The organism is Cognatundibacterium luofuense (assembly GCF_018139685.1).
GTDB classification, from domain to species: Bacteria; Pseudomonadota; Gammaproteobacteria; order Burkholderiales; family Burkholderiaceae_D; genus Undibacterium; species Undibacterium luofuense.
Map to the genome: position 1 here is coordinate 1 of NZ_JAGSPN010000543.1, position 298 is coordinate 298.

Genomic DNA, 298 nt, shown 5'->3' on the forward strand with positions numbered 1-298 from the left:
ATTCTGTGTCCTGCTCTATCGGTATGGTAGCGTTGGATGGTTATGAAGGTGATGGTGCTGAGGCCCTTAAGGATGCCAGCATCGCCTTGAAGCGCAGTAAGACCATGCAACGTGGCAGCTTTACGGTGTTCACCCGCAAAATGGGTATAGAGATACGCGAACGCGCGACGCTGATGCAGAATCTGCACCGCGCATTTGATGCTGAGCGTCTGTTCCTGATGTATCAGCCACAAATCGAACTCAACAGCGGTCGCTTCATCGGTATGGAGGCACTGATACGCTGGCTTAGCGACGAAGG

Annotated in this window: 1 protein-coding gene; it reads left to right on the plus strand. The window is 53.0% G+C overall.

The features are described 5' to 3' along the window. On the plus strand, positions 1 to 298 hold a 298-nt coding region (locus tag KDM89_RS21585; RefSeq protein ID WP_212689829.1), incomplete at both ends, for an EAL domain-containing protein.